Raw genomic sequence first — 24027 nt, forward strand, 5'->3', positions numbered from 1 at the left:
TCAAGCGTCGGCGCGGTTCCGACTGTCCCTCGAAAAAAACAACGGCACCGCCCGGATTGCCCGGCGGCGCCGTCGACGACGCGCAGCGTCCCCTGTTCGCGCTAGGCGACTTCGACGATGACTTTCAATGCATGGGTATCGGCCGCGCACGCGAACGTGGCGATGCTCCGCTTCGTTGACTGACGCATTCGCACGACGACGACCTTCCCGTATATCGCATTGCCGTCGAGATTCGGCGATTCGAGTCGCGGCCAGGTTCGCACGTCCCGATTGATGCGATATGGAGCGTGCGCCGCGCACACGGCCATCAAACGCTGACTTGCCGTAGCGTGATCCGGGAAAACTTCTCCGGCGGCAACGATGCGCTCGTCGGTTGCCACCGTCGGGCGCTGGAAGAAATCGCTTCGGAGATCGTCGCCGGTATTCGGTCGGTAGCCGCGAAACAAGGCGCCGAGATACGCGTCGCCCCACGCGCGATCGCACTCAGCAACGAAGCGTTGCGGACTCTCGGCACCTACGGCGAGGAGCGCCGCCTCCATGCGAAATCGACGATCGACTTCATAATATTCACGGGCCGGCCAGTCATGTCGTGCAGCCAGATCGCGTATTGCTCCTCGTAATTGACGACCACCTTGAAAACGGCGTCGTTTTGCGGCGTTTCGGCCTCCATGCCTCTCTCGTTTCAATAGTCGATCACGCGCATCACATGATTCGATATTTCGATAAGAACTGCATGCCCGTTCGTGCCAGACAACGATTCAATTATTTTCAAATCGAAGCCAGCAGACTTTGCCGGAAGCCATCTAAAATTAATTTCATTTTCATTACATTGAAACCGAATAAATCATCGGCGCCGATAGCCAATAATCTCGATCATTGTTTCGTAAATATGCGAACCGATAGATTGCCGGCCGCGACGACACGTTGCCGAGCCCCGCCGGGCAGCGTGACTGGTTGCGCGCGTCGCAGCACCCGGTCAGCTTCCGCGAGTTCGACGGCGGGCACTTCCATCTATTGGAAACCGGCCGTCGTTCAGCACGCTATCGGCCAGGCGTTGGCCGATGCGCGGCGGTGCGACACTGCAGTGGGCGAGATGCTGTCGCTGATGTAATGGCCAGTGGCGTAGCGGGGGGTTGCGTGTGGAGACGGCGCCCGCGCGACTGCCGGCATCGCGGCGCGCGTCGATGTCAGCGGCACCGGCTGGCCGAAGACTCAGTTTCTCACCCACCAATCAACGAGCGTTTCGTCATCCGGATCCTCGAAGTTCTTGTCGATGTTGGTGCAATACCATTCGATTCCCGTGCACTGCTTGAAGTCGTCAACCAGGCGATTGATCGCCGCCACGCCGTTGCCGGACGGAACCGACAGCGCGAGATTGCCGCCATTCATGCCGTCCGGACTTCCCCCGCGTTCCGTCGTGACGTCAACATTGCTCTCCATGCCCAACGAGTGAATGGAACTGCTTAGTCCGCACGACAAGTGTCCAACATTGCTTGCGCACGCCCCGGACAGCACTTTTGACCACCTCGAAATAATTACCATTAAAATTCATCAACTTGGCCTTCGTCGGACTTGGCCCTTGGGCCAAGCTCGCTCAGTAGCGATGGACTCAATAAATGCTGCGGATAATGCTGCCGATTTGCGAAAGTCGTTAGATAGTGACGTGGCGACCCAGCTGTTCAGCCTCTTGATTGCTGCACAAAACACGCCAGACCGACCGCCTCCGGCACTTATGAATTTCCTATGCGTCAAAAGTTTCAGCTTAAGTTGACAGGATTGGGTATAGTTACGCATCCGCCCCACGTAACGAGATCGCAACATTCCAAATGGGCACTGTCGCTCGCCGCCGGCCGGAAAACAACGGACGAACCTGTTTTTTCGTCTTCCAGAATAACTAAATTCTTCCGATTATCGAGGGTCTATGGATTTGCTGGCGGCCATGCGAATATTCGTGCGGGTTGTCGAGCGCGGCAATTTATCGAGGGCCGCGAAAGATCTCGGCCTGGGCCAACCTACCGTTAGCGACCGCGTCGATCGGCTCGAACGGTTTCTCGGCGTCAAATTGCTGCTCCGGAACACGCGTGCGGTGTCGTGCACCGATGAAGGCATTCTGTTCTATCAGCGAAGCAAGATCGTGCTCGACGCGGCCGACGAGGCGCGGGCCGTCGTCACGCTCGGCAACAAGATCGTGCGTGGGCGCATTCGCATTGCCGCGCCGCATGGGTTGGGCGAAGTCGTACTGCCGGAAATCCTCACGGTAATCCGCGAACATAATCCGCAGCTCTATATCGATCTCGTCCTGAATGACGAAATCACCGACCCCGTCACCGAGGGCGTCGATATTTCATTGCGGCTCGGCCAGATCGGCGATGGCAATTTCGTCGCGCGTCGGTTGGGTTACGTACGACGCGTACTGGTCGCGTCGCCGCGTTATATCGAAAAGCACGGGCTGCCAGAGGAACCGACCGATATCGTCGGGCACCCATTCATTCGCGTCACGGGGCTCTTCAACGACGGCCAGCTTCGCCTGATGTGCCCGTCGAAATCGGTGCGGCCGACGCCGATCAACGTCGTCATCAGCACCAGCCACTGGCGGCCGGTCTACGAGCTACTGCTGAACGGCGCGGGTATCGGCGTCCTTCAGGAACACGTCTGCATCGACGCCCTGGAATCCGGCCGGCTCGTCAGGCTGCTGCCGGATTACACGGTACCGGGATTCGACCTGCATGCGCTGCTGCCGGTCACGCGGCCCGTCCCTTCGAAGACACAGGTCGTCGTGAAGATCATCGAGGAATATCTGCCAAAGGCGATGGCGCGGGCTGCGGACGGCGCGCTCGACATGTAGCGCGCCGCGCCGGAACGATCGGCCGCGCATCACGCGCGGCTGGCAGGCAACGGCACCGACCGCGATTCCGCCGGGGAGGTGCCGCAGTCAGGACGGTCAGATAAGCTGACGACATCAAACGGAGCGCGAGCCGATGAAGCCGATGCCGGATGCGAGTCTGAGACGGGTGTTCAAACGCCGCATTATCCTTTCGATGTGATGCTGCGGTGCGTGCGCTGGTACGTGGCCTACCCGCTGTAGCCTGCGTCACCTTGAGGAGATAATGGCCGAGCGCCGTCTCGCGGTCGGCCATTCGACGGTCTATCGATGGGTGCCGAAGCTGCTGCCGAAACTGGAAAAGACGTTCCGCTCGCGCAAGCGGCCGGTCGGCAAAAGTTGGCGGATGAACGGGGACCTGCATCAGGATCGGCGGACAGCGGGTCGGGTGGCCGCAAGCAGCGCGGCGCCGATGGCCATGATGGCCACCATCAACAGCAGGCACGCGCGGAAGCTCCCGGTCGACGTCCGCAGCCAGCCGATTGCCGCAGGACTGAAAAAGCCGCCCAACACGCCGATCGTATTGATCAGCGCGATGCCGCCCGCGGCGGCGGGCCCTTTCAGATAGGCGGATGGAATGGTCCAGAATACCGTGTAGGCCATCCACATTGCGGTCGTCGCAACCGTGATGCAAATCAGCGAAACATCGAGCCTGTCGCTCGACACGGCAGTAGCGGCGAGCGAAATCGCGCTGACCAACGCCGGAATCGCGCTGTGCCAGCGCCGCTCGTTGCGGCGATCGGAACTACGGCCGGCGACGACCATGCCGATGGTCGCGGCAACGAACGGAATCGACGAATAGAGGCCGATCTTCATCGGATCGGTGACGCCGCCGGCCGCCAGCAGGCCGGGCAGCCAGAAATTGATCAGGTAGATGCCGCAAATGACGCAGAAATAGGCGGCGCTCATCAAATAGACGTACGGATCCTTCACGACTTCCGCGAAACCGTGCCGCTCCGCATGTTGAGGCTTCGCGGCCATGTCGACGAGTTCCTGCCGTTCCTCGGGCGACAGCCACGACGCCGTCTCGGGGCGATCGGCAAGCAGCACGCGGGCCATGATGCCGAGCGCGACGCACGGCAGCCCTTCGATCAGGTACATCCACTGCCAGCCGGACAGGCCGCCCAAGCCTGCGAAGGTCGTCATGATCCACATCGACAGCGGGCCGCCGAGCACGCCCGCGAGGGGGCCGCCGATCATGACCGCGGCGATGGCTTTCGCACGGCGCGATTCGGGATACCAGCAGGTCAGATAGAAGAGGATGCCCGGCGTGAATCCGGCCTCGAAGACGCCCAGGAGAAAGCGCAGCACATAGAACGTCGTCGCATCGCGCGTCGCGACCATGGCTGCGGACGTCAGGCCCCACAGCACCAGGATCCTGCTGATGGCCTTGCGCGCGCCGATTTTCGGCAGCATCAGGTTCGACGGCACCTCGAAGAGCGCGTATCCGATGAAGAATATGCCGGCGGCCAGGCCGTATTGCGCATCGGTCAAGCCGATGTCGGACTGCATGTGCAGCCGGGCGAAACCAACATTGAGCCGGTCAAGGCATGCAAACAAATAACAGATGAGCAGAAAGGAAAGCAGGCGGCGGTCGAGCCGGCGATAGAGCGCCGACGTGCGATCGCCATTCTGGATCGAGACGACAGTGGACATGCCAGTCCATATGAACGCGTCCCGTTTGCAACAGTTTTCATGTGTTTCGACAGGCAGGACGGGTTGCAGCGCTCCATATCGCCCGTTGTTCTCCTGGTGCAGGCATTCAGGTTTGGCGAACCCCGGTCCTGCCTCGCTTGTCACCACACTCGATTACTGCGCAACCTTTCGACGTTCACCCTGTATTGAACGTTGATCTTCTCGCTCGCGTGTGCCGTTCCGGCCGGTTTCACGCCAGCGTAGCCTTTTCGGTACAACCTGTCGTGAGCCGGGCGCCTTCGCATGAGTCAACACCGCTCGCGCGCCGTGAATCCGGCATTCGATCCCGGCAATCCGCTTTCCCCTGCCGACCGTGGCGCAACGCCCGGCATCGGACCGGGCGCTGCGAGGGCGCGGTTTGTCAAGCGACTTCGGACAATTCGGGCGCCTCCTCCTCCTGGTATTGCCTGACGCGCGCACGAAACGTGTCCGAAAGCGGCACCGTCGATTCCGTCACGTAGTCGTAAGCGACGTGCGTCGACGCGCCTCGCGCGATCACGGTGTCGGCGTCGCCCGCGAGCGTGATCAGGTATTCGAGGTCGAAGCTCTTCGTGCCGAGGCGCGTGATTCGCGCGCTCAATTCGAGCGATTCCCCCCATTTCGCGGAACGGACGTATTCGCACGACGTCTTCAGCATGATCTGCGGAATGCCCTGATCGAGCGGCACCTCCAGCAGTTCATGCGCGTAAGCCATGTATGCATTCAGCATGTACACGTAATACATCGTCGCGCTGACGTGGCCGGCGGGATCCTGGTCGCGATACGTGACGTCGAATTTCTGTGTGAAGGCTCGGGTCATCTTGGCACCTGTGGGTTGAGGTTGTGCCCGCCGGTCTGCCCGGCGGGTCGGGTCAAGCAAACGTTGAATGCCCGATGGCATCCGCGCATCGCGCGAAAGCTTGCGGCGCGATGCCGGACGGGCCGGGGCATGCGCTACGACAGCACGCACTGGTCGAGGTAGGGTTTCCCGCCGTGCGCGTGCACGATCGAGCCGCCGCGCATCTCGACGATCGGCAACTCGGCGAGGGCATTGACGACGTGCGCCATCGTCGGCAGGTCCGACCAGCTCGCGACGTTGAAGCGCACGCGCGCATCTCCGACGTGCCGCCGGTCGACCGTGACGTACGGGTCGTGGACCGGCGTCAGCGTGACCTGGCACAGCTCGGTCTCGCCCCAGTCGCCGGTGCGCGGCGTGTACTTCAGCATCAAGGTGCCGTCGGACCGGGCCGGCGGCGTGTCGGCAACCGGTTCCCGCAATCCCGTCACGCCGAGCTCGAGAAAGCGAAAGCCCATCCAGCTCGCTTCGCAATGCTGTTCGCCGTTGAACTGCCGCGGCGCCGCGACGTCCGCATAGAGCTTCGGATGACCGATCTCGTCGCGGCCGGTGATGATCGGATCCGCGAGGTTTTCCCATACCGCCGCGAGAAACTTTCCGGCAGCGCGGTCGCGCGTCCCCGCAAAGATCGCGGGCCAGCTCACGTGAACCATCGTGTAGCCGCGTCCGGCGAGCCAGTCGATGCCGGTCAGGTAGTGGAACTCGACGGTCACGACGGGCTCGCCGGCGAGCGTGAAACGTTCCGGAAGATGCCGTTCCAGCCGGGCGGCATCGGTGAGAAACGACGCGGACACCGTCATGCGCGTCGGATTGCGGTGCGGGTCGACTGCGAGCGCGTTCGGCACCTGCCGGGGGCCCGGTGCCGGTCCGAAGTGCGTGGGCATTCGATAGATGCGCCCCTTCTCGAACGTGTAAGCCAACGAACACCTCCTTCGTCTGTACGCGGGCCGGCCGCCGTGTGCGGCCGGCCCGCGCGTCGTTTTACCGATGGGATGCCAGACCCGCGCCGGCATAGATGATTTGCAGCTCCCCCTGGATTTCGCGCATGAGATTGCCCGAACTCGCGTTCTGCGGAAGGTTCTGCAGGCGGAACAGCACGAACGGCTCGGTGCCCGACGGGTTGCCGATGGCGTGATAACCCCAGGCGGGCACGAACACCGTGTCGCCCGGCACGAGTCGCTCGCGCGTCTGGTCTTCGCCGAACGCCATTTCTCCGGAGCCCGATTGAACGATGTACAGATGCCAGAATGAATGGCGATGCCGCTCCGTCATCTCGCCGGGCTTCAGTACCTGGATGACGAGCGACAGATCGGGAGCGACTGTCCCGTGCTCATCGACTCTGCCGCCGGACAGCGCAAGCGTGCCCTGCGGGTTGTGCGGGCGGCTGAGCGTCATTGACTCGATCGATTGCCACTTCCAGACCACCGGGTCGGCCGGGGGTTTCGACGTCAGTTCGAGATATTCCGAGAACGAGAGAATGTCGCCTTCGATCGTCTGCATGGTTACTCCTTGTTGTACGCAGGGTGGGATGAACAGGTATCCGGATGGGCATCGCGGAACGCCGCGAGCTGCATGCATGCGTCATGAATGCGCGATACGGTCGGATACGGCGCGATATCGATGTTGACGTTGCGGGCCGCGACGATTTGCGGCACCAGCGCGAGGTCCGCGAGCGACGGGCGATCGCCGTGACAGAACCGGCCTGTCTCGGCACTGCCGGCGAGCATCGTCTCGAGCGCGCCCAGGCTCGTGGTGATCCAGTGCTGCTTCCAGCGGAGCACCACGCCGTCGTCGCAGCCGGTCGCCTCTTTCAGGTACTGGGCGACACGCATGGCCGTGATCGGGTGGGTGTCCGCCGCGACCGTCTGGAACAACGCGCGCACGCGCGCGCGTTCCTGCGTGCCGGCAGGCAGCAGCGGCGGGTCCGGGTATTCGTCGTCGAGATACTCGACGATCGCCGACGACTGCGTCAGCACGCGGTCGCCGATCCGCAGCGCGGGCAGCAGGCCTTGCGGATTGATCGACAGATACGGATCGGCGCGGTGGGCGCGCGCATCGAGATCCTGAACGACCGTCGTGTAGGCGACGCCCTTCAGATTGAGCGCGATACGCACCCGGAACGATGCGGACGAGCGGTGGAAATCGTGCAGGGTCAGCATGTTTAGTTACCCTCCAGCGCCGCTGTCAAGGCGGCTTCAGGCGCGGCTGCGAGCGAATCGCGCGCCGCGGTGGTGTCGTCGCCCGGCACGCCGATGCGGGCCGGGCCGGTGGCCTGTTCGGCCGCGATCATGTCGAGCAGTTCGAGCACGCAGCGCTCGGCGTCGCGCGTCTGCCGCGACGCGATGCCCGGACGCGGCAGCGCATGCGTGTAGAAGTGCGCGCCCTCGATGGGAAAGCCGATGGCCCAGAGGCGCGACTGCGCTTCGCCGTCGCGGCCGAGCGGATGCATACCCGTATCGACGTCGAGTCCGCCCGGGTGGTAGTCGCCGTTCCGGTACGGGCGGACGATGCCGCGGCCGAGCAGCGCGGTCGAGAGCGGCGAACCGTCGGTGGCCGGCGAATACGGATCGAGCCGCGCGACGACGAGCACGTCCGCGTAGCGGCGCTCCACCCGCTCGCCGTATTGCGCCTCGATGCGGAAATGCGCGCACGTCTCGTCGGCGACAAGCCGCGCGCCTGGGCCGCCGGCGATGTCGAGCAAGCCGGCGCGGTGCAGTGCGAGGTGCTCGCGATTGCGCCGCAGCGGCGGGCCGAACGACACGCGGTTGGTGATGGCGTTGAATTCGTCGACGAAGTAGCGATGCGAATCGGGCGTCAGCCCGCCGTATTCAACGGCCGCGCGCAACGCGTCGCGCGTATCGCGCAGCACGTCGGTCGCCGCCTTGACCGGGCTCGTCAGGTTGCCGAGCAGCGCGTGATGCAGGTCGTCGCGCATGAGCGCGAAAAAGAACGTGCGGAACGCGTCGAAGGATTCGAACGTCCTGCCCTCGAGCGGCCACAGAATCTGGCCGATCGCGTGCAGCTCATCCGGGCGCGGCTCGAACCCGTCGGCATCGACGTTGCCGCCTTGCAGCGCGAGCCGGTACGCGTAAGCCATTTCCTTGATAATCAGCGGCAGCACGTCAGCGCGGAAATCGATCAGGCTGCTGCCCGTGGTGTCCAGCGCGGCCGCACGCAATGCCGCCACCGCGTCCGGCGTGAAGAAGCGCGGGCGGTGGCGCCCCGTCAACCCCTTCTGGTTGATCCCGCGCGCGGCGAACGGCAGGCAGTTGCGGGAGAACAGCAGGATCTGCGGTTCGAGCCCGGACTTCTGGTATTCGAGTTCGCCGTCGCGTTCGACGTAGCGTCCGCCACGGCCGATCGTCAGCGCGGACACGACATCGTGTGCGGTTAGGCCGAACCCCTGTACGGCGACGGTCGCGGTGGGGGCGATATCGTTCAGCGTCTCGATCGGGTATGGCGACGGCACGTATGCGAGCTGCCCGTTGTTGACCCGATGCCGCTCCGCGAACTGCGCGAGGCGCTGGTCGCTCTCGGTGGGGCGGCGCGTGCCGTGGCCCGTCGTCAGGAACACGTAGTGCGCAAAGGCCGGCGCGCTGTCGTCGACTTGCAGTTCGTAGCCGCGCTTGGCCGGCACGAGATCGACTACGCGGGCGCGGCGATGCGTCACCGCGACGCTGCGCGGCAGCGCGGCGACGATCCGTGCATAAACCCAGGACAGGTATTCGCCGAGCAGGCTGCGCGGCAGATGGTCGGCATCGTTGAGCGGGCGGCCCGCATCGACCGCCGTCTTCCGGAACGTGCCGTCGACGTAGCGATATCCGCTGTCATGCGCCCATTCGACGAGCGACGGCGCGCCGTGCCGGCCCAGCTCGCTAGACGGCGCGAACATCGTCACTTGCGAAGCGACGGTGTTGATCATCAAGTGATCCGGCTGGCTCGACGGATGAGCGCCCTGCCCGCACTCGCCGGCGTCGAACACCGTGATGTCCAGCGCGACGCCCGCCGGAATACTGCGCGCATGCTCGACGAGGCGCTCGAGCACGGTGACGCCGCGCGGCCCCAAGCCAATGATCGCAATCGAAATCGTGTTCGTCATTGCGTTTCTCCCGTTTCGAGTTGAACGTCGGCCGCTGCTGTCGCCGGGTTCGATACCGCCGCGCGCGACGCGTCGGCGGCGAGGTGCGCGTCGCTCAAGGGCGGCGCGTGCAGCGCCACGATGTCCGGATGCCCGTTCCAGCGCGGGAAGCGCTGGCGCACCGCCGGATCGTGGCCGGGAATGATGTGGTCGGGGCCGTCCGCCAGCGCTTCGATCGCCGCATGCCCGTCGAGCATGCGCGCGACGTTGAAGACGATCGGGAACGGGCGCTTCGAGCGGATGTGGTCCCAGTAGTGCGCGGCGTCGCTGGCCAGCACGACATGGCCTCGCGCCGTGCGCACCCGCACCACCTGCAGGCCGGCCGTGTGGCCGCCGATCAGGTGCGTGTGGATGCCGGATGCCACCGCGTGATCGCCGTCGGCGAATCGCACGCGGCCCGCGTGCAACCGTTCGATCGCCGCGCACACGTCATGCGCCTCGAACGGCTTGCGAATCGCTTCGTGACACATGCAGCGCCCGGTGCAGTACGCCATCTCCGCATCCTGGATATGCAGCGTCGCCCCGGGAAACGCGCGGATGTTCCCCGCGTGGTCGTAGTGCATGTGCGTGATGATCACGTCGTCCACGTCGGCCGCGTCGATGCCGAGCTCGCCCAGCAGCGCCACCGGCGAATGCAGATAGCGGCGCTTGCGCCGGGCGGCCGTCGGCGCGTCGAACCCTGTGTCGACCAGCACCGTGCGGCCCATGCCGCGAATCACCCAGACATAGAAGTCGAGCGGCATGGAGATGTCGTCGTGCGGATCGTCGCCGAGATAGTTCTCGCCACTGCGCCGATCGTCGTGCGTCGCGTAACGCAGCGCAAAGACTTCGTACTCCGCGCTTTCCTGATCGAGAAGGCTGCTCATTCCACGGCCTCCAGCAAATCGGGGCGCACGGCGTCGTGACGGGCCACGGCGATGGTCCGGCCCGATCCGCCAGCGCCATGCTCCATCGCGGCCAGTTCGTCCTGGAAGAAGAAGGTTTTTTCGCCGAATGCGGGGACGAGCTCGTCGAACCAGGTCGCTTTCGGATCGAACTTCGCATAGAACGGCCGGCGCACCCATTCGGGGTTGCGGGCCTGCAGCAGTTGCAGCGCGAACACCTTCTCGCCGGCCAGCTCGACGATGCCGTCGACCATCACCTTGCCCGGGAACGCGCTCATCGACGGGCCGCGCACGGTGCGGGCGAGGCCCGATATCGAGCGGTAGGCGGCCTGGAAAATCTCGTAGGCGCGTGCGAGCGGCAGCTTGAAATAATCGCTCGGCCCGGTGTCGCGCTCGACGAACATGTAGTACGGGATCGCTCCGAGCCGCACGCCCGTCGTCCACAGCTCGGCCCAGGCGGCCGGATCCTCGTTGATGTGCCGGATCAGCGGTGCCTGGATGCGCACGCTCGCGCCGGTGCCGATGATGCGCCGCATGGCCCGCTGCGCGATCGGATGCTGCAGTTCGCGCGGATGGTTGTAATGGCCCATGATCGCGAGATTGCGCCCGGACGCCACCACCTTTTCGAACACGCGCAGCAGGTCGTCCGAGTCCTTGTCGCTCACGAAGCGCTGCGGCCAATAGGCGACCGACTTCGTGCCGATCCGGATGTTCTGCAGATGGTCGAACTCCGGCGCGAGCAGCGGCTCGAGGTATTCTCCGAGCGCGCGGGCACTCATCACGAGCGGATCGCCGCCCGTCACGAGAATGTCGGTGACTTCCGGATGACGCCGCAGATAGGCGGTGAGCTCCTGCGACGAGCGAGCGTCGAACTTGAGCTCGTCCATGCCGACGAACTGCGGCCAGCGAAAGCAGAACGTGCAATACGCGTGGCAGGATTGCCCCGCACTCGGAAAGAACAGCACCGTCTCGCGATACTTGTGCTGCAGGCCGCTTAACGGCACGCCGTCGAGATAGGGCACGTTGTGGGTCAGCTGCCCGGCGGGGTGCGGGTTCATCCGCAGGCGGATCTGGCGGACGACGGCTTCGATGCGCGCTTCGTCGGCACCTTCCTGGATGAGATCGCGGATCGCCGCATACTCGTCGTCCTTCAGCATGTCGCGATGCGGGAACGTGAGCCGGTAGATCGGGTCGTCGGGAACCTTGTCCCAATCGATCAGTTCATTCAGCACATAGGGATTGACTCGAAACGGCAGCACGCGCGAAACGACGTCGACGGCTTCCCGAAGCTCGCCCGGCAATAGCTGCCATTGCGGCGATTGGGAAACGGTGTGCCTCGTATACGGCTTGAACTTCCACATCTGATCCTGACTCATGACGGCCCTCTCCAGCAGATTAGATTTATGAATGTGACGACATCTGAATCAACTTCCTGGTGATAAATGTGATGCGTTAAGTACAGCGAAACGACTAATGCAAATCGAAATCGATGGAACGGCGTGTTGCTTTGCCGTTCGCCGCCGATGCTCAGGACACGGCGCTTACATCGAGCGGCGCGCTGGTCTTCGCCTTGATCTCGCCGACGCTCACACCGTCGGCGAGCTCGACGACCCTGAGGCCGGCCGGCGTCACTTCGATCACGCCGAGATCGGTGATGATCAGGTCGACCACGCCGACACCCGTCAACGGCAGGTTGCATTCGTCGAGGATCTTGTGCTGGTCGCCCTTCGCGACGTGCTCCATCAGCACGACGACGCGCTTCACGCCCGCGACGAGGTCCATCGCGCCGCCCATCCCCTTGATCATCTTGCCCGGGATCATCCAGTTCGCGAGGTCGCCCTGCTTGCTGACCTGCATCGCACCGAGGATCGCGAGGTTGATGTGGCCGCCGCGGATCATCGCGAACGCGTCGGCCGACGAGAAGATCGACGAACCCGGCAGCGTCGTGACGGTCTGCTTGCCGGCGTTGATGAGATCGGCGTCGACTTCGTCCTCGGTCGGCGACGGGCCGATGCCGAGCAGCCCGTTCTCCGACTGCAGCCACACCTCGACGCCTTCCGGCACGTGGTTCGCGACGAGCGTCGGCAGGCCGATGCCGAGGTTCACGTAGAAGCCGTCCTGCAGTTCCTGCGCCGCGCGCGCGGCCATCTGGTCACGATTCCAGGCCATGTCAGTCTCCTTTCGCGCGTACGACGCGTTGTTCGATGCGTTTTTCCGGCGTCGCGTTCAGCACGATGCGCTGCACGAAAATCCCCGGCGTATGAACCTGGTCCGGATCGAGCGTGCCGTTCTCGACGATCTCCTCGACCTCCACCACGGTGATCTTGCCGGCCATCGCGCACATCGGGTTGAAATTGCGCGCGGTGCGGCGATAGATCAGGTTGCCGGACTTGTCGGCCTTCCAGGCCTTCACGAGCGCGACATCGGCCGTCAGCGACGGCTCGAGCACGTAGTGGCGATCGCCGAACTGGCGCGTCTCCTTGCCTTCCGCGATCACGGTGCCGTAGCCGGTATTGGTGAAGAACGCGGGGATGCCCGCGCCGCCCGCGCGCAGCTTCTCGGCCAGCGTGCCCTGCGGCGTGAATTCGAGCTCGAGTTCGCCGGCCAGGTACTGGCGCTCGAACTCCTTGTTCTCACCGACGTACGACGAGATCATCTTCTTGATCTGGCGCGTTTCCAGCAGCAGGCCGAGACCGAAACCGTCGACGCCCGCGTTGTTGCTGATGCAGGTGATGCCCTTGACGCCCGAATCGCGCAACGCGCCGATCAGCGCCTCGGGAATCCCGCACAGGCCGAAGCCGCCGATCGCGAAGGTCTGGCCGTCGCGCACGATGTCCCGGAGCGCTGAAGCAGCGCTCGAATGAAGTTTATTCATACGTAATCCTTATTGATATTCGCGCCCGTCGGACGCGAATCGCCGGTGTAGGAAACCGATTCAGCGGGAGGATGTCGCGGGGTCAGACTTCGGCCACACTTTCAGGAAGTGAATGATCGGAAGTTTCGGTGTTGAACAGGAATCCTTCGTAATCGCGTTCGATGATGCCTTCGCATACGGCGATGTAGGAATCGAATCCCTCGAGATCGAGCAGGACGGCACGCGGCTTGCCGGGCACGTTTGCGCCGACGTACCAGGAGTTGCTCTGATGGATCAGCGTCTTCTCCGCGATCGCCTGGATGCGTGCCGTCCACGCTTCCTGCGCCGCGCGAGTCGGCTCGACGGTAGCCGCATCGTGGTGTGCGGCGCGCTCGATCAGCTTCATCACGAGTTCGACCTGGTGCTCGTCGCACGGCACCGCGCTGCTCAGCGAGGCGGTGCTGCCGGGACCCGCGATGTTGAAGAGGTTGGGGAACGCCGCGCTCATGAGCCCCAGATACGTCTGCGGGCCGTTCTTCCACGCGGTGCGCAGCGATTCGCCGTGACGCCCGCGAATGTCCACGTTCAGCAGCGCGCCCGTCACCGCATCGAAGCCGGTTGCGAATACGATCATGTCGAGTTCGATCTCGCGGCCGTCCGCGACGATGCCGTTGCGGGTGATCGACTCGATCGGCGTTTCCTTCAGGTCGATCAGCGATACGTTGTCGCGATTGAAGGTTTCGAAATAGCCGCTGTCGGCGCACAGGCGCTTCGTCAGGATCGGATGGCCGCTCGGCGTAAGCTTGTCGGCCAGCACGGGATCGTCGATCTTCTCCCGGATCTTCGCGCGGACGAATGCCGTGAGCGTGTCGTTCGCCTCCTTGTTCGTCAGCAGATCGTTGTACGACGTGTAGAAGCACAGCCCGCCCGCGGCCCAGCGCGCTTCGTATTCGCGCAGGCGCTCTTCCGGCGTGACGGACAGCGCGGAAATCCGCAGCGGTTGACGCGGTTCGCCGCCGACACAGACGAAGCCACCGGGCGATTGCCATTCCATGCGGCGCAGTTCCGCGTAGTTCGCCTTCATTTGCTGCTCGTATTCCGCGTCCATTGGACGGTTGCGCAGCGGGATGCTGTAGTTCGGCGTGCGCTGGAACACGGTGACGTGCGCGGCCGATTGCGCGGCGACCGGGATGAATTGAATCGCCGACGAGCCGGTGCCGATCACGCCGATGCGCTTGCCGGCAAGGTCGACCGTGCCGGTCGGCCAGCGCGACGTGAAGTAGGTTTCGCCGGCGAAGCTGCCGTATCCGGGGACGTCCGGCACCTTCGGCGCAGACAGGCAGCCGGTCGCCATCACGCAGTAGCGGGCGTGCAGTCGTTCGCCGGCCTGAGTGACGAGCGTCCAGCGGGCGCGCGATTCGTCGAACGTCGCGGCATCGATCCGCGTGCCGAGCTGGATGTGTTCATAGAGCCCGAAGCGGTGCGCGACGTGATCGAAATAGCGCAGCAGTTCGGGCTGCGATGCATAGCGTTCGGTCCAGCGCCATTCCTGTTCGAGTTCGCGCGAGAACGAGTACGAATACTCGAAGCTCTCGATGTCGACGCGTGCGCCGGGATAGCGATTCCAGAACCAGGTACCGCCGATGCCGTCCGCCGCGTCGACGAGCCGTACGGACAGACCGGCTTCCTTGGCCCGATGCAGCATGTACAGGCCGGCTACGCCGGCGCCGACGATGACCATATCGAATGCGGCGTCCTCGTCTCTTGATGCGATATTCACCATGTCAGTCCTTCAATATGAACGTGTTGCTGGATTGATCGGGTACTTCCGTTTCGATACAGGGAGAGCATGCGCCGGCCTGGAATCCGGCTGGCGCCCGGGCGGCATCGCGGCAGCGATGCGCGCGCCGGGAGAAGACACATCAGTCGTAGGCGCGCGAGCCGACGGACACGGTTGGCGCGGACCACTTTCGGCCATAAGCCAGCATCATCACGAAGCTGAGGACGAAACTCAGGCCGCCGACCATCAGCAGGCCGAGTTCGCCGAGCACGGGCAACAGGTTGGTGAGGAAGCCCGTCACGACCCAGGCGATCGCCATCACGGAGCCGGCGACGCCGAGCGCCCAGCCCTGGCGGTCCTCGGTCACCGCGTCCGAATACGCGGTGTACATGGTGGTGTATGCAACCATGTCGAAGCAGCCGACCACCATGCCGAGCACCCAGAGCGTGTTTTCGTGCGGAAACAGCGCCGACAGCACTTGCCCGACGCCCGCGATCAGCAGGCCCGTCTTCGCGATGTCGACCACGTTCCAGATTTTCAGCATCAGCCGCACGATCACCATCAGCCCGAACACGAAGGACATGCCGATCAGGCCGCTGAACAGGCCGAGCTGCGAGCTCGTGTACTGGAATTTCGTCTGCAGCACCAGCATGATCGTCTGCAGATACAGCCCGTAGCCGACCTGCATCAGGAAGAACACGATCGACAGGAACGCGATGCGGCGGTGCGTGCCGGCCTGGTAGATGATCCGCAGCGGCATCAGCAGGTCCACACGCGTGTTGCCGGTCGGCGCGACCGCGTTGCGATATGACCAGAACGTCCAGAGCCCGCAGACGACCGACAGCGCGGCGACCAGCAGGAACGGCGTGCCGTAGTTGAAGAACGGTGCGATCGTGCGGTCCGACGTGACGCCGCCGAGCACGGGGCCGACGATGACGCCCGCGCTGAACGCGATCGACATGATGCTCATGTTGTACGCCTTGGTTTCCGGCGTGCTCATGTCCGTGATCGCGGCCTGCGCGATCCCTTGGCAACCGGCCATCAGGCCGCTCAGGCCGCGTCCGACCAGCAACAGCGCGATACTCGGCAGCAGCGCGCCGAGCGCCATCAGCAAGTAGCTGAGAGCCAGCCCGAACACGCACAGCAGCATGATCTTCCGCCGGCCGTAGCCGTCGGACAGCTCACCCATCAGCGAGGAGCCGAAGAACATGCAGAACGGATAGACGCCGTACCCGAGCCCCAGGTAGAAATTGCGGAGTTGCGGACTCGTATCGGCGCCGATGATGCCGGATTGGGGATCGGAGAAGATCGCCGCCATGATCGGGTACACGAGCCCGAACCCCATCGCGTCGATCGCAATGGCGAGCAGGCATGGACCCAGTAGTTTGAGATTGAGTTTGGACATGTATGGCCTCGGTAGTAACGTGACAGCTACAGTAGTCGAAGGCCGGTTTTGCGAGTAGAGACGTATCTGCAATAGAAATTATCGTAGTTACCGATAACCAACGATATCCTTTCAGGCGTGTAAGGAACGGCTCATGGTAGCGGGTCTGCGGCCCGATGAGTTTTTAAACCGGGCAATCTTGTCGCGACGCGACGACGCTCGATCGACTGCGCGACGGCGCCTGCCGTCTTGACACCGTTCGAATCCGCGTCTTGCCACGTTGCTGCCGGCACCATTAGGGGTGACTTCAGAAAACGGAAAATATTGCACGCTAAGGCCGGCCGGGGTCGGTGCTACCGTCGTCCGAACGCCTGATTGATCTCTCGTGCGCGCAGGATATCGTCGCCGTGCAGGTACATTGAAGTTGTCGCGATCGAGGCGTGGCGCAAGTTGTCGCGAACCGTCGTCAATCCAGCGCCACGAGCGAGGGCGTGGCTGGCATGGCTATGACGCATCCAGTGGGGACTTGCCCGCTGCAGCTTTTCGGCGAGCGCGGGGTGAGCCGACCTGATGATATCGGCAGCCTGCAGAAAGAACCGGCGCATGACGTGCCATAGTCGCGCGCCGGCAATGCCGGCGCCACCGTCTTCGCCGAGACTCGCCACCAATGAAGTTCTGGGCTGCCACTGCTCAGGCATAATTGGTAATCGGCGCTGTACGAGACACTGATCGAGTGCGTCGCGTGCGAGCGGTGGCAATGCCACTCGGGCGCGTTTGCCTCCTTTGCCGGTCACATGGAGCCATTGGTCACCGCGCTCGTCGACGCGCACGTCGCCAAGTGTTGCCCCGACGAGTTCGTTGGCACGCAGGCCCGTCGCGTACCCGAAGTCGAGCAGGAAGCGTAGCCGTTGTGCGGCCGGTTCCGACCAGCCGTATGACCACTCCAGGCCGTCCGCGATTGAGCGCAGCAGCAACCATTCGCCTTCCGTGAAGCCGCGCGTCGTGTCGAGCGCCGGGCGCAATGCATGTCCGCGAACCTTGACTCCGGCGAACGGATTAGCCAGCACGTAGCGTTGCTCGATCAGCCAGCGAAACAGCGCTGAGAGTACGGTCAGCGCATAGGCTGCCGAGCGAGCCGACAGCCCCCCGAGAACGGTCACCACTCCACTGAATCGCGCGGTCGCGGCGGGCCGCCCCACCGTTCACGCGCGCTGGACCTCGGATGAATGCCCGGTACGCGATCGCGTCATCAGTCGTGAGCGATGACAAAGCCCGGCCGCGTTCGACGATCGCCCACAAGATCAACAGTTCGGCTTCCTTGCGATCACATTTTTACCACCAATCTGATAAGTCAGCTCCCGTGTCATGGCTGGCTTTTGTCCTGACCAAGGATCCAATTGGCATTGGAATCCGTTAGCGGAGCCATCTTCTGACTTATTGGTTGTTCCGACATCGGAATACCGAGCTGCCTCCGTATCTCTCTGAGGCTTACTCGACATGAGTTGCCACAAGGCTTGCAAGGACAACGAGCAAGGCCTAGAGGATCAACCCATCCTGTCGGATTGGACGCGTACTGATAGACGTTGATGCCGCCGGCTAACCCGATCGGGTCTTTCGATACGAACCGTCCGCTACTCGGATCATAATACCGATGCCGGTTATAGACGAACGAGGGGCCGCTAACGCGGCCATCTCATTCATTTAAAGGCAATCCGAAACCAACTTAACCAAATCAGCGAAGAACGCGTCAAGCTCCATGCACAAATACTCTGGATTCCCGTCGAATTTAAAGATATCCCCAGAAATCACTTTTCCCTCTTGATCCGTCAGATCGGCGGTTACCCTATATTTATCACCTACACCTGTCAGATCAAGTGTTAGATCGATCTCCTTTGGGTAGAAGCTTACGTATGCCGTGCCGCCGAGAGAGTTTTGGTAAAATCCTGAATTCGATGACTCAATTTTGACCCTCTTTTCAATGGCACATTTTACCCTTGCCACATAGTCTGAAAAATAGGATTGGATATAAGTCGCCATCACTTTTTCCCCCGACCGGTGACTGCTCCCAATATACCTTCTGTCAGAGAATACGTCGAGCCGCCTCCTCTGGACTTCGCCCAGTCTGTTAATTTGGAATCGGTCGGATCGTTTATCGGTCGAATGGTCACGTGACCATTCGGCTTATCATGCGTCGCTTGAAGCCCGCACGAACAAAGCTTGCCGACGTCCAGCTCGACATATTTCCCGCTGTCCAATCCCGCTTCCGAAGTGGCTGCCGACAAGCCCGGCTCTTTCCCATCGACTCGGGTCGTGTCTTTTCCTAAGCTTGGAGTCAGGCTATCGGGGGTCCCCGATGCATTTCTAAAGACAGTTCCGCTAGTTAGAACCTTATTGATCAGAAATATTTGATCTTGAATCAAGCTGCATAGCGGATGGGTTTATGCATGAAATAACGAGTAACCCGTTGCGGCGACTTCTGAAGCCGTCGCAAATGGCTGATAGCGGCTTTCTTCAGATGCCCCTTGGTCCGAGCGGGAGCCTGGCGTGTGATGCTGGCCTTCAAATCGGCGTTGAGCATCTCGTCGGGATTGAGCTCCGGGCTGTACGAGGGCAGGTAGAACACTTCGATCTTGTCGGCATGTTCAGCCAGCCACGCCTTGACCAGCTTGGCGTGATGAACCTTCAGGTTGTCGAGGATCAGAAACACCTTTTTGCTCCGCATGTCTTTGATCAGTCGCTTCAAGAAGTCGATCAGGATGTCGGCGTTCATCGCGCCTTCGAACACTTTCCAGCGCACCTGGCCGCGGTTCGTCACGGTCGACATGATCGACAGCCCTTCGCGTTTGCTCATGACACGCCGCTCGGGTGTCTTGCCGATCGGCGCGTAGGAGCGCCCGCGCACATCGTCGGAACGCAAGCCCGTCTCGTCGCCCCACTGGATTTCCGCACCTTCGGTCTGCGCACGGCGCGCAATCTCCGGATACGTCTCGTTCAACCACGTCTGAACCGCCTGCGGCTTTTGTTCGTACGCCCGCTTCAGCGGCTTTTGCGGCGTAAAGCCCCAGCGTGCCAAGTACAGACCGACGCCCTGCAGCGTGAGCGTGCGACCCGTACGTTGTCGAATCAACTCCCGCACGGCGTGGCGGGTCCACAGCGCAAACGGCATCTTCAACTGATCCGGCATTTGATCGCGCATCAACACACGCACCTCGATCTCCTGTTGCTCCGTCAGGGCGCGCTTCTGGGTGACGGCACGCCCGCTCGGCTTGTCACGCAAGGCTGCCGTGCCTTCCTGCACGTAACGCTTGCATATATCGAACACACCCGTTCGCGACAGATCGGTAAGTTGGGCGATCTCGTCGTAGGTCATCCCGCCTTCCCGGAGGGCGATCACCTGTCGACGCCGTTCTTCGCGCGCTTCGCGTGGAAGCGATCTCATGTCTCGTTTTTCCATGCTCAAAACGTGAGGGCTTATTTTCCAATTTCAAGATCAAATGTTTCGAATCAATAGGTTCAAAACCGGTTAACCCTAGCGGATCAACCCACCCCGTCGGATTGGGCGCGTACTGATAGACATTGATCCCTCCATGCAGGCCGATGGGGTCTTTCGAGATGAAGCGGCCCGTCAGCGGATCATAGTACCTGTGCCGGTTATAGTGAAGACCCGTCTCGGAATCAAAATACTGGCCCGCGAAGCGCAGCGGGTTGCTGATTCCTGCCTTGCGTGCTGCTTCGCTGATAACCTCGCTTGCTTCGCCCCACGCCTTGTAGCGGACAGACCAGGCGACCTCCCCCGATTCGTCACTGACCTCCTGTGGCGTGCCAATCTGATCGCAATGGTAGTAAGCGATGCGCGCAAACGCCGACGCGGCGACATCGCCGTCGTCCAACATCGCCGGCCCTGTGGCCAGCGCAAGCGGCGTGAAACTCCCCGGCTCATACACGTAGTGCGTCGTCTCGCGTTTCTCCCACGACGTCTCATACGCCAGCGTGTCGCCATCCCAACCGTACAACGTGAAGCCGTAGCCACGTTCCTGCTTCAGCCGTTGACGTTCCGCATCCCGCCAGCCACTACCGGCGCCCGCGAGATAAGGCACCAACGGTTCGGTTACGGCCCGCTGACCACCACCAACTCACTCCAGGAGTTGATCATGGCTGACGCCAATCTTAAAGCACGTCCACCCATCACGGAACGTTTCATCACCATGCAGCGCAAGCGAGACATCGGTCGTTACGGAATGAGGGCCATCTATGACGAGAGTTGCGAGCCCCTACACCTCTGGCTCAAGATCGCCGGCCGCTGGCTGATACACGATGTCGGCTTCCACGCCGGACAGAAGCTCCACGTTCACGTCGAACACGGCAAGTTCACCATTACCGCCGCACAGATCGCTCCCGCAGTAGAACAAGCGGAGCAGATCACCATCTCCCCGGATCTCCGCCAACCTCGATAACAACAAGGGCCGCAACCGCGGCCCTTGTTGTTACTGAAGCCAATCCATAGCAAGCTTCAGAATTTCCTGCAAATTACCAGGACCGCCGTATCCGATGAACTCCGTTTCGGTGGCGCTTATCCTGATCCAATCCTCGTCGTCACGCTCAATGTTGATATCGGTCGGTCTCCTGACTGAAGCACCATTTATCTTGACCCTCCAGCCCGGGTTGTCGATATTGACAATCTCCACACCATAAGAGTGCTCCCAAACATCATTGCATTGGGATGTATACCAGCGCTGCAACGCAGCTATTAAATCGCTCATTTGCACAACCCTTTTCGCCTTGCCAGCTCCCTCGCCACTCGAACATCTTGCTTGGTCGCCGCCCTTGTAACCTCTGTCTTTTTCGACGTAGTCACCTGACCGTTTGGCCCGACATTTATTTTCCGAGTCTGGACGTGCGGGGTCGGAATATCGACACCAGTAGCTTTGTCGAAATGTGATGCCCCTTGCAAATCGATGTGGCCCTGTGTCGTCGGTGTAGAGAATGTCACTGAATTCTGGTCGATTTGTCCGGAAAGCTCACGAGCCATCTCCTCCTCATTTTTCGGCCCACGGGACGTATAGTCATTGCAACTTGGCAAGCATTTCGCACATTGCTTCGACAGCCCCAACGGATCAATCCAGCCGACCGGATTTGGCGCGTACTGATAGACGTTGATGCCACCCGCGAGCCCAATCGGGTCTTTCGATACAAACCGTCCACTACTCGGATCATAGTACCTGTGCCGGTTATAGTGAAGACCCGTCTCGGAATCAAAATACTGGCCAGCGAAGCGCAGCGGGTTCGTAATGCCAGCCTTACGTGCCGCGCCGCTGATAACCTCCCTTGCCTCGCCCCACGCCTTGTAGCGGACGGACCAGGCGACCTCCCCCGATTCGTCACTGACCTCCTGCGGCGTGCCAATCTGATCGCAATGGTAGTAAGCGATGCGCGCAAACGCCGACGCGGCGACATCGCCGTCGTCCAACATCGCCGGCCCTGTGGCCAGCGCAAGCGGCGTGAAACTCCCCGGCTCATACACGTAGTGCGTCGTCTCCCGTCTCTCCCACGCTGTCTCATAGGCCAGAGTGTCACCGTCCCAACCGTACAACGTGAAACCGTAGCCACGCTCCTGCTTCAGACGTTGCCGTTCCGCATCCCGCCAGCCACTGCCAGCGCCCGCGAGATACGGCACCAACGGTTCGGTTAGCTTCGCAATGCGCCGGCCGAGCGCGTCGTACGTATACGTCGCGTGCATGTGCCGGTCGCGTGCCGACACCATCCGGCCAAGACTGCTCCACTCGAAGTCCGTGCGCTCGCCGTTTCGCGTGCGCCGCTTCAGGTTGCCCATTTCATCGTAAGCGAAGTGGATTCCCGCAAAGTCCTTCAGCAGATTGTCCAGTAGCGGTGCGGATCGCGACCCACCCAACACGCCGATGCCGTGTTCGTCGCGCTCCTTCGCCTCGGCGATGTTGCTCGCCGGGTCGAACGAGAACGTCTCGACTCCAAGCGACGACTGCGCGCGCGTCAGTCGACTGATCGGGTCGTACGCGTACTGGATTTCGCCGAGACGCAGGTCCGTGATCTGGGTCAGCTGGCCTGCCGCGTTGTACTGGTAGCGACGCTCCATCACCTTGCGGCCCGTGCCTTGCAGCAGTTGCCGCGCGAGTCGGCCAGCCTCGTCATAATGCGTCGTTTGCGTCAGTCCGTTACCGAGCTCGCGCTGCGTCTCACGGTGTGCGTCGTCGCGCTCGAAGTTTGCAACGGTCCGCCCGTCGAGCATCACACCATGCACGTGACCGGAACCGTAGGTAAGCCAGTCCAACCGATGACCATCCGGCCGAATGGTCGCAACTCGCGCCCCGACTTCGTCATACTCGTGCCGCCACACGAATTCGTATTCGCTTCCTTCGACCCGCATGAGCATGTGCTCGCGCGCCAGATTTCCCACTGGATCGTAGAAGCACTGCACGCGCGATTGATCATTGACCGCGAGCGCCAGCCGGCCCAGACCGTCGTACTTGAACGACTCCCTCTCGACAGTCACCTCACCTTGCGCATAAAAGGACGCCCGCACGGGGCGGGCGCAAATGGCGTCGTTGATTATGCCGCCACCGCCGAACATAGTTACATTGCGCGGCTATAGGGCAGCCCCGTCTATCGTCGCCACTCAGTAACATCCACCAGAGATATTCCATCCATCTCAAAAAAATCAAGACTCATTGCCTTTGACAGATCATCGGAAATGAATAAAAGATCGTTAAGTACGACCTCCCCAAATCGGAGTGAAATATCTATACCCCCCATGTTTTTAACAAGAAGAGCTCCACAGTATTTCCAGTCATCGTCAATTAAAACGTAAAATGAATCAAGATTGCTTTTCTTTATTTTAGATAGAGCCACCCCAACTCCACGCAAAGAAATGCGTCGCTTCCTCGCGCGAAGGCGCGCACTCCCCTCTTTAAACTTTTCAAATATGGCGTCCGTTTTATCCAATGGAATAATTTCTTTTTGAGCACCAACTGAAAACAGCGCAGCGACCTTGCGAAGATATTCATTGAGAATCGTTTTCCCACGAACCCTTCGGTACAAAAGCTCCTTTTTATACCTGTCTGCTTTGGGATCAATCATCGCAGCCCCCGTAATATGCCTTTCCTTTCGGATTGGCGATTTTGGGTCTACCATAATCGTTCATTCTAGCCTCGCCGGTGATCGGATCCACCTTAACCTTGCCCGCCTCCCAATGGTGCTCGTCCAAGTGACTTACGTCCATCGTTTGCTGCTGCACAGTGGCCTGTACTGTCCCACCTCCGGCTTGCGGAACTTCATATTCCGGAGGCATTCCTTGACTGAGCAATCGGTTGCTGGCTTGTCGGAATTCCAGCTTGCCTCATCGCTTCGCGGCGAGCAGCTCGAGACGAGACGTCGGGTCGACATTTTAGCCCTAACGGATCGATCCAGCCTGTCGAGTTAGGCGCGTACTGGTAGACGTTGATGCCGCCCGCGAGCCCGATCGGGTCCTTGCTGATGAACCTGCCCGTCTGCGGATCGTAATACCGATTGCGGTTATAACGTAGCCCCAGCTACCCGATACTAG

The 24027-nt window shown here is 61.7% G+C and carries 23 protein-coding genes and 4 pseudogenes; 3 read left to right on the plus strand and 24 right to left on the minus strand.

Features of this window, described 5'->3' with window-relative positions:
* Positions 1-101: 101 nt before the first annotated feature.
* The 3 genes from FPJ27_RS36215 to FPJ27_RS01755 form a co-directional block, all read right to left on the minus strand.
* The gene (locus FPJ27_RS36215) at positions 102-539 is read right to left on the minus strand and encodes a hypothetical protein (protein ID WP_239483166.1); all 438 of its coding nucleotides are present in this window, start codon (positions 537-539) and stop codon (positions 102-104) included.
* On the minus strand, positions 515-670 hold the full coding sequence (locus FPJ27_RS36220) for an MbtH family NRPS accessory protein (RefSeq protein ID WP_239483167.1): 156 nt from the start codon (positions 668-670) through the stop codon (positions 515-517). The genes FPJ27_RS36215 and FPJ27_RS36220 overlap by 25 nt, the downstream gene beginning before the upstream one ends.
* A gap of 542 nt (positions 671-1212) precedes the next feature.
* Positions 1213-1440 carry a hypothetical protein gene (locus tag FPJ27_RS01755; RefSeq protein WP_204421190.1) on the minus strand — a complete coding sequence of 76 codons (228 nt, stop codon included), beginning with the start codon at positions 1438-1440 and terminating at the stop codon, positions 1213-1215.
* 481 nt (positions 1441-1921) lie between these two features.
* Here FPJ27_RS01755 and FPJ27_RS01760 point away from each other — a divergent pair, with 481 nt between their 5' ends.
* Positions 1922-2845 carry a LysR family transcriptional regulator gene (locus tag FPJ27_RS01760; protein WP_072439813.1) on the plus strand — a complete coding sequence of 308 codons (924 nt, stop codon included), beginning with the start codon at positions 1922-1924 and terminating at the stop codon, positions 2843-2845.
* A gap of 133 nt (positions 2846-2978) precedes the next feature.
* A pseudogene (locus FPJ27_RS01765) lies at positions 2979-3233 on the plus strand (IS6 family transposase); the annotation flags it as partial.
* 11 nt (positions 3234-3244) lie between these two features.
* On the opposite strand, the gene FPJ27_RS01770 reads toward FPJ27_RS01765, so the two are convergent.
* The 17 genes and pseudogenes from FPJ27_RS01770 to FPJ27_RS01850 form a co-directional block, all read right to left on the minus strand.
* A complete protein-coding gene (locus FPJ27_RS01770) occupies positions 3245-4537 on the minus strand; it encodes an MFS transporter (protein ID WP_072439815.1) in 1293 nt (430 codons plus the stop codon).
* A gap of 400 nt (positions 4538-4937) precedes the next feature.
* Positions 4938-5375, minus strand: coding sequence for a thioesterase family protein (locus tag FPJ27_RS01775; protein WP_204421191.1), 438 nt, complete (start codon positions 5373-5375; stop codon positions 4938-4940).
* Positions 5376-5509: 134 nt separating this feature from the next.
* Positions 5510-6331 carry an acetoacetate decarboxylase family protein gene (locus tag FPJ27_RS01780; RefSeq protein ID WP_072439818.1) on the minus strand — a complete coding sequence of 274 codons (822 nt, stop codon included), beginning with the start codon at positions 6329-6331 and terminating at the stop codon, positions 5510-5512.
* A 61-nt stretch (positions 6332-6392) separates the two neighbouring features.
* Positions 6393-6911, minus strand: a complete 519-nt coding sequence (locus FPJ27_RS01785) for a cupin domain-containing protein (RefSeq protein WP_072439821.1) — start codon at positions 6909-6911, stop codon at positions 6393-6395.
* 2 nt (positions 6912-6913) lie between these two features.
* The gene (gene maiA, locus FPJ27_RS01790) at positions 6914-7570 is read right to left on the minus strand and encodes a maleylacetoacetate isomerase (RefSeq protein ID WP_204421192.1); all 657 of its coding nucleotides are present in this window, start codon (positions 7568-7570) and stop codon (positions 6914-6916) included.
* A gap of 2 nt (positions 7571-7572) precedes the next feature.
* Positions 7573-9510: an FAD/NAD(P)-binding protein gene (locus FPJ27_RS01795; RefSeq protein ID WP_204421193.1), complete on the minus strand. Its 1938-nt coding sequence runs from the start codon at positions 9508-9510 to the stop codon at positions 7573-7575.
* Positions 9507-10415 carry an N-acyl homoserine lactonase family protein gene (locus FPJ27_RS01800; RefSeq protein ID WP_204421194.1) on the minus strand — a complete coding sequence of 303 codons (909 nt, stop codon included), beginning with the start codon at positions 10413-10415 and terminating at the stop codon, positions 9507-9509. The genes FPJ27_RS01795 and FPJ27_RS01800 overlap by 4 nt, the downstream gene beginning before the upstream one ends.
* Positions 10412-11809 carry a lysine 2,3-aminomutase gene (locus tag FPJ27_RS01805; RefSeq protein ID WP_072439829.1) on the minus strand — a complete coding sequence of 466 codons (1398 nt, stop codon included), beginning with the start codon at positions 11807-11809 and terminating at the stop codon, positions 10412-10414. Before FPJ27_RS01805 ends, FPJ27_RS01800 begins: the two co-directional genes overlap by 4 nt.
* A 151-nt stretch (positions 11810-11960) precedes the next feature.
* A complete protein-coding gene (locus tag FPJ27_RS01810) occupies positions 11961-12602 on the minus strand; it encodes a CoA transferase subunit B (protein WP_034184335.1) in 642 nt (213 codons plus the stop codon).
* 1 nt (position 12603) lies between these two features.
* Entirely contained in the window at positions 12604-13308 is a 705-nt protein-coding gene (locus FPJ27_RS01815; RefSeq protein ID WP_204421195.1) for a CoA transferase subunit A, read from the minus strand.
* An 82-nt stretch (positions 13309-13390) separates the two neighbouring features.
* Positions 13391-15070 carry an NAD(P)/FAD-dependent oxidoreductase gene (locus tag FPJ27_RS01820; RefSeq protein WP_204421196.1) on the minus strand — a complete coding sequence of 560 codons (1680 nt, stop codon included), beginning with the start codon at positions 15068-15070 and terminating at the stop codon, positions 13391-13393.
* A gap of 139 nt (positions 15071-15209) precedes the next feature.
* Positions 15210-16472, minus strand: coding sequence for an MFS transporter (locus FPJ27_RS01825; RefSeq protein WP_204421197.1), 1263 nt, complete (start codon positions 16470-16472; stop codon positions 15210-15212).
* Positions 16473-16804: 332 nt separating this feature from the next.
* Positions 16805-17774, minus strand: a pseudogene (locus FPJ27_RS01830) (tyrosine-type recombinase/integrase); the annotation flags it as partial.
* Between the two features lie 40 nt (positions 17775-17814).
* Positions 17815-18060: pseudogene (locus tag FPJ27_RS01835) on the minus strand (hypothetical protein); the annotation flags it as partial.
* Positions 18061-18152: 92 nt separating this feature from the next.
* Positions 18153-18488, minus strand: a complete 336-nt coding sequence (locus FPJ27_RS01840) for a hypothetical protein (protein ID WP_204421198.1) — start codon at positions 18486-18488, stop codon at positions 18153-18155.
* A 379-nt stretch (positions 18489-18867) separates the two neighbouring features.
* A complete protein-coding gene (locus FPJ27_RS01845; RefSeq protein WP_204421199.1) occupies positions 18868-19905 on the minus strand; it encodes an IS630 family transposase in 1038 nt (345 codons plus the stop codon).
* A gap of 70 nt (positions 19906-19975) precedes the next feature.
* Positions 19976-20467, minus strand: a pseudogene (locus tag FPJ27_RS01850) (RHS repeat-associated core domain-containing protein); the annotation flags it as partial.
* Positions 20468-20602: 135 nt separating this feature from the next.
* On the opposite strand from FPJ27_RS01850, the gene FPJ27_RS01855 reads away from it, so the two are divergent.
* Positions 20603-20905 carry a SymE family type I addiction module toxin gene (locus FPJ27_RS01855; RefSeq protein WP_204421200.1) on the plus strand — a complete coding sequence of 101 codons (303 nt, stop codon included), beginning with the start codon at positions 20603-20605 and terminating at the stop codon, positions 20903-20905.
* Between the two features lie 30 nt (positions 20906-20935).
* On the opposite strand, the gene FPJ27_RS01860 is transcribed toward FPJ27_RS01855, so the two are convergent.
* The 4 genes from FPJ27_RS01860 to FPJ27_RS01875 all read right to left on the minus strand — a co-directional run bounded on the left by FPJ27_RS01860 (position 20936) and on the right by FPJ27_RS01875 (position 24013).
* Positions 20936-21211 (minus strand): immunity 53 family protein, encoded by a 276-nt coding sequence (locus FPJ27_RS01860; protein ID WP_124613831.1) that lies wholly within the window; start codon positions 21209-21211, stop codon positions 20936-20938.
* Positions 21208-23055, minus strand: coding sequence for an RHS repeat-associated core domain-containing protein (locus tag FPJ27_RS01865; RefSeq protein WP_239483168.1), 1848 nt, complete (start codon positions 23053-23055; stop codon positions 21208-21210). The genes FPJ27_RS01860 and FPJ27_RS01865 overlap by 4 nt, the downstream gene beginning before the upstream one ends.
* 32 nt (positions 23056-23087) lie before the next feature.
* Positions 23088-23561 (minus strand): hypothetical protein, encoded by a 474-nt coding sequence (locus FPJ27_RS01870; protein ID WP_204421201.1) that lies wholly within the window; start codon positions 23559-23561, stop codon positions 23088-23090.
* Between the two features lie 194 nt (positions 23562-23755).
* On the minus strand, positions 23756-24013 hold the full coding sequence (locus FPJ27_RS01875) for an RHS repeat-associated core domain-containing protein (RefSeq protein WP_204421246.1): 258 nt from the start codon (positions 24011-24013) through the stop codon (positions 23756-23758).
* Between the last annotated feature and the right edge of the window lie 14 nt (positions 24014-24027).

Origin of the sequence: Burkholderia sp. MS455 (genome assembly GCF_016899445.1) — a bacterium.
Classification (GTDB): Bacteria; Pseudomonadota; Gammaproteobacteria; order Burkholderiales; family Burkholderiaceae; genus Burkholderia; species Burkholderia pyrrocinia_C.